Raw genomic sequence first — 6466 nt, forward strand, 5'->3', positions numbered from 1 at the left:
TGCAGAGGCGATTCAAGCTCACAACAACAGGCAATTCGCTGCCGTATTTTAAGGTAAATGCTATTAACGGATCGAATCGAGATACCGGTCAATTTCGCTGTGCTCGTCGCAGTGAAATCCAGAGAAAAGCACCGAATAAGTTGCCTAAATTTCGCTTCTCTAATTCGAGAACGAAAGTAGTATCTATTTTTACCATTCATCTCAGTAAGTTAACACACCTTAATAAGTGCTTAACTTCCTAAGACCCATTTTTTAAAACTCTTCTACTAATCAATCGATCGATTTATATAGACCTGATTCGATGATTAAGAAAAAATTATTTGGATATATCTGTTAAAAAATTCGATCCCAAGTTTACTTGATAATAAACGAGTGTTCTCCTTTCATTGAATGATAAAAGATCAAATAAAAGATCGGTGGGTGAAGCAGTAGGAGAATACAATAGTCATTCCATAGTGAACCAGTATGTATTGCGAGGAGGGTCATCCGCTACTCCGGTGACACATACACGCTCAAGCTTTTGCCATTTTATGCTGGCTGAGACACGCTAGCAGTTTTTCATCATTTGCCTGACCCATAATGTAGCGTAGTGCTTGAGGTATAGATTCTCATTCAACCGGACGTGAGTTTACGATGGCCTAGTATGGCCGTTGGCATCATCGATATATTGCTTCGACTGCTAGTAGCCGGATAGCAGGCTTCGATTAAGATTCGTTATTGTGGTTATTAAGTCCAAATTCAGTCAATATTCCGGATTTTTTACTATTTCGGCAGCAGGTAAAGCACCTACTTTCGAGGCCACATCCATCGCAAGGCGCTGGAGCATGTCGGTTTCATCAAGGCCTTCCAGGAAGCGCTTGGGTATACCCGATAACCCGATCTGAGCCCCAACGAGCGCCCCGGTCAAGACAGCGCGTGCCTGATTTTCACCACCGCCATTCACAGCGTGGAGCACAGCCTGTTCGAAATCATCCGAAAAGCGGGCGGCAAGATGATAAGCCGCGGGAAGCTGATGATAAATGGCGCAGGTCATGCCATAAACCATGGAGACTTTCCAAGCGGGCTCTATGCGGACATCCGGATCCTTAGCAGCACCTGCAACATATGAAGGGGTCAGGAGTGCATCTGGCGAGATAAAATAGCCGCTTTCCAGTGGACGGTCCTTCTGCGGCGGCTGCAAGTCGGTATGCGCCATCGTATGGAAGGGTAATTTTCTCGCTCTTGCCAACCGCATGAGCTTACCGGAAAGACTAACGTCGAGCTTGTTTCCCTGAACCAGAAGTCCTAGTACCGCCCCGTATGCGACAGTAAGGGTAACCACGGTCTCATCGTTCTGGGTGAGGCGTGTATTGCTGGAGATGGCGGCCGCCATTTCCTGTGGCTGAAAGGCGTAGCGGACCGCCAAGGCGAGCGTTCTTCCTATCGCTTCGGTGGTGTCAGCTGGCCCTCCTGTTTGCACCCCCCAAGGCAGATTCTGCTGGACACGTTTGCGCCAAGCGTCGCGAATCGACTGCTGAGTGTATCCTCCTGGCCCGTTGACAGGCATACCGTTGAGCAACGGGAATATTTCCTCATCCATGCGCCGGCAGAAATCCGCTTCATCATAGCCGCCGCGCTCGACGAGCGAGTGCAGCATCAGGCGGAGAATGATGCCCCCCTGTGAAAGTTGGCCCGCTTTAAGATCGCTATGGTAGCGGCCGGGTTTGGGGTCGACATAGGTCGTGATCCAGTCGCCATAGTCACGGCGGAGCACCGCGAGGTCATAATACCAGTGGGGACCGAGGCCTAACGCATCCCCAACGAAGGCGCCCATAATGGCGCCGGCAGCCCGCTCCCTCGTGTCAGAGCCTTGAATAAAGGTGCCGATCATATTCTGATCCTCCTGTTAGTTAGCGTCAGCTGAATGATGTTTCGAGCGCCCAGATGCGAATCACCCATGAGGATTGAATCTATCCCAGCCGATAGCTTTCGTCAACTGCTGCTGATCACTGTGGTTTTCATCGCCAGGCTGCGGTCTGCTCCCGATAAGCCGGCTCCAGCAACGAAAAGTGTTTGAACCTCAATTGGACGAGAAAATACTATAACACAACCAAATAATTTTGATTATAACGTAAAGATGGCATATTCACTGGATTTCCGCCGTAAAGTCCTGTCTGTCCGGGAGAAAAAAACTTATCATTGCCGAATTGGCGGTAAGGTTTGATATAGCCTGACCAGTTAAGAATGATTAAAAAAGAATTCTCACCTAAACCAAACATAACACGAAGGCAAGCTGTAGACAGTATCAATAATACAGCACGAAGAGCCGGCAAAGTCATGCTTGATTCAGCTGGATCGGGTCGGGGTAACGGATTGTGTATCCGTTACCCCGACCCGATCGCGAGCTAAAATTTAACGCCTAATTAACTCGGAAAATTGGCGAAGGTGTAGCTGTCGTGTTAATGCTTTGTTTGGCAGACTAATCGGAAACATCGCGAATCACTCGACATGGATTTCCGGCTGCCAGTACGCCTTCCGGAATGTCACGCGTTACGACACTACCCGCCCCGATAATCGTTCGGGATCCGATACGGACACCAGCCAAAATAAGTGCTCCGCTACCCACCCACACGTCTGCTCCAATCTCAATTGGTTTTCCGTATTCCTGCGTTCTACGAAGATCTGCGTTGAATGGATGTAACGGCGTAAGAATCTGTACGCCTGGGCCAAATAGCGTGTAGTCACCAATGTGGACCTCGCACACATCGAGAACGGTGCAGTTGAAGTTGAAAAATACGCGAGTACCGAGATGAATATTTGAACCGTAATCACAGTAGAACGGAGGCTGCATCCAAACGGTATTGCCTCCAGTGCCGAAGAGAGCCTCCAGAATGCGGTATCTTTCGCTTTGCTCCGACTCTTTCGTAACGTTCAACGCATGACATAACGAGCGTGCATGTTCGCGCGCGGCAACTAACTCAGGATCGAACGGATCATAGAGTTCGCCGGCCAGCATTTTTTGACGCTCAGTTCGCATATTGCCGCCTAATTAGAATTAAACCTTTGAAATGACGCAATCCGTTAAAAAATAAAATCCAACATGGCGAGTTGCATACTCTCTCCTTATATTGCACCAAACTGTAGGAGTTTATTTTCATCATAACAGACTTCGTTAGATCCACAAGATATGATTAATAAATCATGATTTTTTGACTAGATATGCGAGAAATCATCATACCTTATACAAGTATACTTAATATAACCTAACCAATTAAAAATGATTCAGAATGTGTGAGAATGACCTATTCCATGAGCATGTATTCAGAGATTTACAAACGGTCGACCACAGGCTAAAGGGGATCAACTTAACAAAAAATAAACATTTATCCTGATAGAATAGAGAACTCCACCAAGCAGTTAACAATAAAGGAGAAACCATGGAAGAGATATACCTGGTATATGCGAAAGCAATATCAATAAAAGTTGCAACTAATGCTGTTGGTATTGGCACTATAAATGCAATCATTTTTGTTGGCGCAAAATCTCAAGAAGGAGCCAAAATACTTGCTCGTTCTGCGTTAATGGATTATGGATATCGTCTAACAAGCGTTTTGGAAATCTTCGTACCTACTCCTTCAGATATTTCGAATTTGGACCCACAATTATTAGCCCTGTACAATGAGTCGATTGATCGAGGATACGGACTTGAGATAATTGCTCAAGATGTTGATCATGATCATCCTTTCGAGATACGCTCATTGGGCACTCCTATTCTTGACGAAACAAAAAAGTATTAGATGCCAACTAAAAATAACTATAAAAATAACTAATTATGTTTTCTGAAAATTTAAAAGAATGTTCGCAAAAAGATCGCTCCATGAAATCTATTACGATAAGCTTCCCGATTGATGTAGTAGAATCCATGAAAAAAGTAGCGCGACTCAAAGGATTATCCGAATACAAGATATTATTGAAGTCATACATCAGCGCAGGGCTGTGCAGAGATGAATATCGATATTCCGGCATATCGACAGTGCTTTTGATCGAAGCGCTAAAAAAAATATGGGGTACCCGACACCGTCATCCAACAAGCCACACGGGATGTGATTGAATCAGCTATATGAATAGGAAATTGATCACCAGCAATATTACAGCTAGTCAAGCGCTTTAAACTTGGCTAAAGACAGGGAAAGTAATTCCCCTGGCAGGGATTGTATTTTTCGCATGCCAGTGAGTTTCTTATTACTCCCCTCTATTCCCTCTCTACCAATCGGGCTATGGCACCAGTAACTTGGCTCCATACCCGGATATCAGGGTAAATCATTTTCTTTCCCAATCAATGCCAAAGGTCTGCATCACCACCCTGGGTGAGCGGCCAAACAAATGAATCATGCGGATTTTCTTTCAATTCACAATCATGAAATAAAAATCTATCTCCCTCAAAGATATGAGCCAGGCATTGTACCATCACATTCTTGAATATAAACTCAGCACACCCATACGAATCACACCAATGCTTGACAACTATGCTCTTGCCCACATCAATCGCCCCGCTTAATCCGATCAATCTAATTTCGTCATCTCCCACGCGATTCCATTTCTAAATCAAACCTGACTTTATAGGCTCCTGCTTAATAGGGCTTGACTGCTACACAAAAATTTGACGAAGAGTCCGGTAAACTGATTCTGGCAATCTGCAATAAATTGTTGTCTCACTTCAACCGAGTGGAAAATGGCAATTATAGTTATGACTAAACGATGGAAATCGGACTCTTTAAGTTGCGCTACTTCTTTAGCAGTGCGCATATTACGCGACCTAATTCTCTTACCCTCTCCCTATCATGCCCCTCCAGATTATTGAAAAGCTTATTAGCGAACATGTGTCTATTCAAACTCATAAAGAGCAGCTTCTGCTTTTGAAGGATAAGATCGTAGCTTACGAGAATGAGCTTTCTGCATGCAGAAGAAAGATTTCTGCGTTGGCGGATGTGATTTGCCATCTTGAATCTGAAATTCATAATCTTAAGCTCAAAAATCGCGTATTGAATGAGAAGGTAGAAAGCTTACATAACGCAAATCCTCATGGTCATCGATGTAGACATTGCGGTTCGCTCAAGCTAAAAAGAATGGGGGGTGAGCCACATAAAATATTTGTAGATATAGGCATAGTCGACACTTTCTTCATTTGCCTGGATTGTGAAAAAGAATCAGTCATCACCATTGATATCCTGAAATAGTTTTATTACACACCGCTCTCAAGAATCCACAAAGAAAGCAAAAAAAGTACCTGGTCTTGCAAAACAACATCTATTGTCTTTTCTCAGGGTATCAAACGTGAGTTCAACATAAGAATCATCACATCACGATTGGAAGAGCTTGAGGGAGTCTGATATTAAGGGAGGGTTTCTTCTCGCGAAAGGTGTAAACCACCAGTCCGGCTATCAGATTAACAAAGAAGTTAACTGGGCTGCGATGGCGGGAATGCTCGATTTGCGAACTATTCTTCAATGGATCATTGACGGTTTCAATAATTGAGCGTTTACATAACAGGAGTTTATCAAACAGCGGCAACAGCTTGTTTTTCATGTTCTTGCGCACCTTGGTAACGAGCTGCACACCCTGCTCCCGGAGTTGCTCAGAAAATGGCTGCGAGAGATAGCCCCGATCATCAAACAGTTTGCCAAACAAAGAGCGCGTCAACTCTGGTACCGGGTCACGATCATCCACATTGCCCACCGTGATTTTGTACTTTCAGCAATTCCCCCTGGTCATTAATGACCAGGTGCAACTTGAACCCATAAAACCAATCCACACGGGTTTTTCCCCGGGCAGAAAACTCTGCCATTACTTGATGCGACCCAATGCGGCGGTTATGGCACACGCTGATTTTGGTTGAATCAATGAAGCTGATGCCACTGCATTGCCCAAAGCGGCTGGTCACAAAGCAGCGCAAAGGCGCCAGGCTATCTTAAAGCCAACTCCACCAAGCGGTGGTATACTCGGCACGGCAGATATGCGGAAAAATGAAGCGGGTATAATATTCGGTATGGTAGCTCCCTGTAACTGGACAACCTGAAAGAAAGTTAAGCTCTGACATGTATAGTTAATCGGGCTCAGGCAACCCGATCAATTCTTGGATGATTATAGTAACGTGAGTTCGACATAAGAAAAGCTGTAAAAGAAGTCTGAATTCCTTATGATGAAGTGGTTTTGGAAAAAAATTTCCATCATGAGAGGAATCAGGGTTCAATGGGTACTACAGCGATTTTTTGTGAGAGTGACGAATTTTGTAAAGAGTTTGAACCACGATGGGAGCAGCACTTATTAGGGTCATCGCTGAAACAGCGTCGGCGGCAAGGAGCGCTGTGTCTAAGCGAAATCATGACCATTATGTGGGGTTTCATCTATCCGGTTATCGGACATTTAAGCACTATTACCTGAATGACGTGTTGAGGTATCAGCGGGGTTATTTTCCAGGGTTGGTGAG

9 protein-coding genes and 2 pseudogenes are annotated in these 6466 nt (G+C 44.8%); 3 read left to right on the forward strand and 8 right to left on the reverse strand.

Annotated features, from left to right (window positions below):
- The 5 genes and pseudogenes from BM283_RS16790 to BM283_RS20720 form a co-directional block, all read right to left on the reverse strand.
- A pseudogene (locus BM283_RS16790) lies at positions 1-200 on the reverse strand (IS1595 family transposase); the annotation flags it as partial.
- 542 nt (positions 201-742) lie between these two features.
- Positions 743-1870: an ADP-ribosylglycohydrolase family protein gene (locus tag BM283_RS16795; protein WP_090695184.1), complete on the reverse strand. Its 1128-nt coding sequence runs from the start codon at positions 1868-1870 to the stop codon at positions 743-745.
- A 208-nt stretch (positions 1871-2078) separates the two neighbouring features.
- Positions 2079-2318 carry a hypothetical protein gene (locus tag BM283_RS16800; RefSeq protein ID WP_090695186.1) on the reverse strand — a complete coding sequence of 80 codons (240 nt, stop codon included), beginning with the start codon at positions 2316-2318 and terminating at the stop codon, positions 2079-2081.
- Positions 2319-2458: 140 nt separating this feature from the next.
- Positions 2459-2830, reverse strand: coding sequence for a sugar O-acetyltransferase (locus BM283_RS16805; protein WP_254776417.1), 372 nt, complete (start codon positions 2828-2830; stop codon positions 2459-2461).
- A 30-nt stretch (positions 2831-2860) separates the two neighbouring features.
- Positions 2861-3016: pseudogene (locus tag BM283_RS20720) on the reverse strand (maltose acetyltransferase domain-containing protein); the annotation flags it as partial.
- Between the two features lie 400 nt (positions 3017-3416).
- Here BM283_RS20720 and BM283_RS16810 point away from each other — a divergent pair.
- Positions 3417-3776: a hypothetical protein gene (locus BM283_RS16810; RefSeq protein WP_090695191.1), complete on the forward strand. Its 360-nt coding sequence runs from the start codon at positions 3417-3419 to the stop codon at positions 3774-3776.
- A gap of 80 nt (positions 3777-3856) precedes the next feature.
- Positions 3857-4090 (forward strand): hypothetical protein, encoded by a 234-nt coding sequence (locus tag BM283_RS16815; RefSeq protein WP_217646580.1) that lies wholly within the window; start codon positions 3857-3859, stop codon positions 4088-4090.
- 225 nt (positions 4091-4315) lie between these two features.
- On the opposite strand, the gene BM283_RS16820 is transcribed toward BM283_RS16815, so the two are convergent.
- Positions 4316-4567: a hypothetical protein gene (locus BM283_RS16820; RefSeq protein ID WP_090695195.1), complete on the reverse strand. Its 252-nt coding sequence runs from the start codon at positions 4565-4567 to the stop codon at positions 4316-4318.
- Between the two features lie 328 nt (positions 4568-4895).
- Between BM283_RS16820 and BM283_RS16825 the strand changes: the two genes are divergently transcribed.
- Positions 4896-5216 (forward strand): hypothetical protein, encoded by a 321-nt coding sequence (locus BM283_RS16825; RefSeq protein ID WP_139225327.1) that lies wholly within the window; start codon positions 4896-4898, stop codon positions 5214-5216.
- Positions 5217-5334: 118 nt separating this feature from the next.
- Here BM283_RS16825 and BM283_RS20200 read toward each other — a convergent pair whose 3' ends face one another.
- Entirely contained in the window at positions 5335-5706 is a 372-nt protein-coding gene (locus BM283_RS20200) for a transposase (protein ID WP_175492205.1), read from the reverse strand.
- Positions 5699-5920: a transposase gene (locus BM283_RS20205; RefSeq protein WP_175492206.1), complete on the reverse strand. Its 222-nt coding sequence runs from the start codon at positions 5918-5920 to the stop codon at positions 5699-5701. The genes BM283_RS20200 and BM283_RS20205 overlap by 8 nt, the downstream gene beginning before the upstream one ends.
- Between the last annotated feature and the right edge of the window lie 546 nt (positions 5921-6466).

This window comes from Nitrosomonas sp. Nm34, assembly GCF_900113925.1.
In the GTDB taxonomy this organism is placed as follows: Bacteria; Pseudomonadota; Gammaproteobacteria; order Burkholderiales; family Nitrosomonadaceae; genus Nitrosomonas.

Coding starts and splice junctions, on each gene's coding strand:
- BM283_RS16810 (WP_090695191.1), top strand. CDS start 3,417: ATGGAAGAGATATACCTGGTATATGCGAAAGCAATATCAATAAAAGTT.
- BM283_RS16815 (WP_217646580.1), top strand. CDS start 3,857: ATGAAATCTATTACGATAAGCTTCCCGATTGATGTAGTAGAATCCATG.
- BM283_RS16805 (WP_254776417.1), bottom strand. CDS start 2,830: ATGCAGCCTCCGTTCTACTGTGATTACGGTTCAAATATTCATCTCGGT.
- BM283_RS16795 (WP_090695184.1), bottom strand. CDS start 1,870: ATGATCGGCACCTTTATTCAAGGCTCTGACACGAGGGAGCGGGCTGCC.
- BM283_RS16800 (WP_090695186.1), bottom strand. CDS start 2,318: ATGACTTTGCCGGCTCTTCGTGCTGTATTATTGATACTGTCTACAGCT.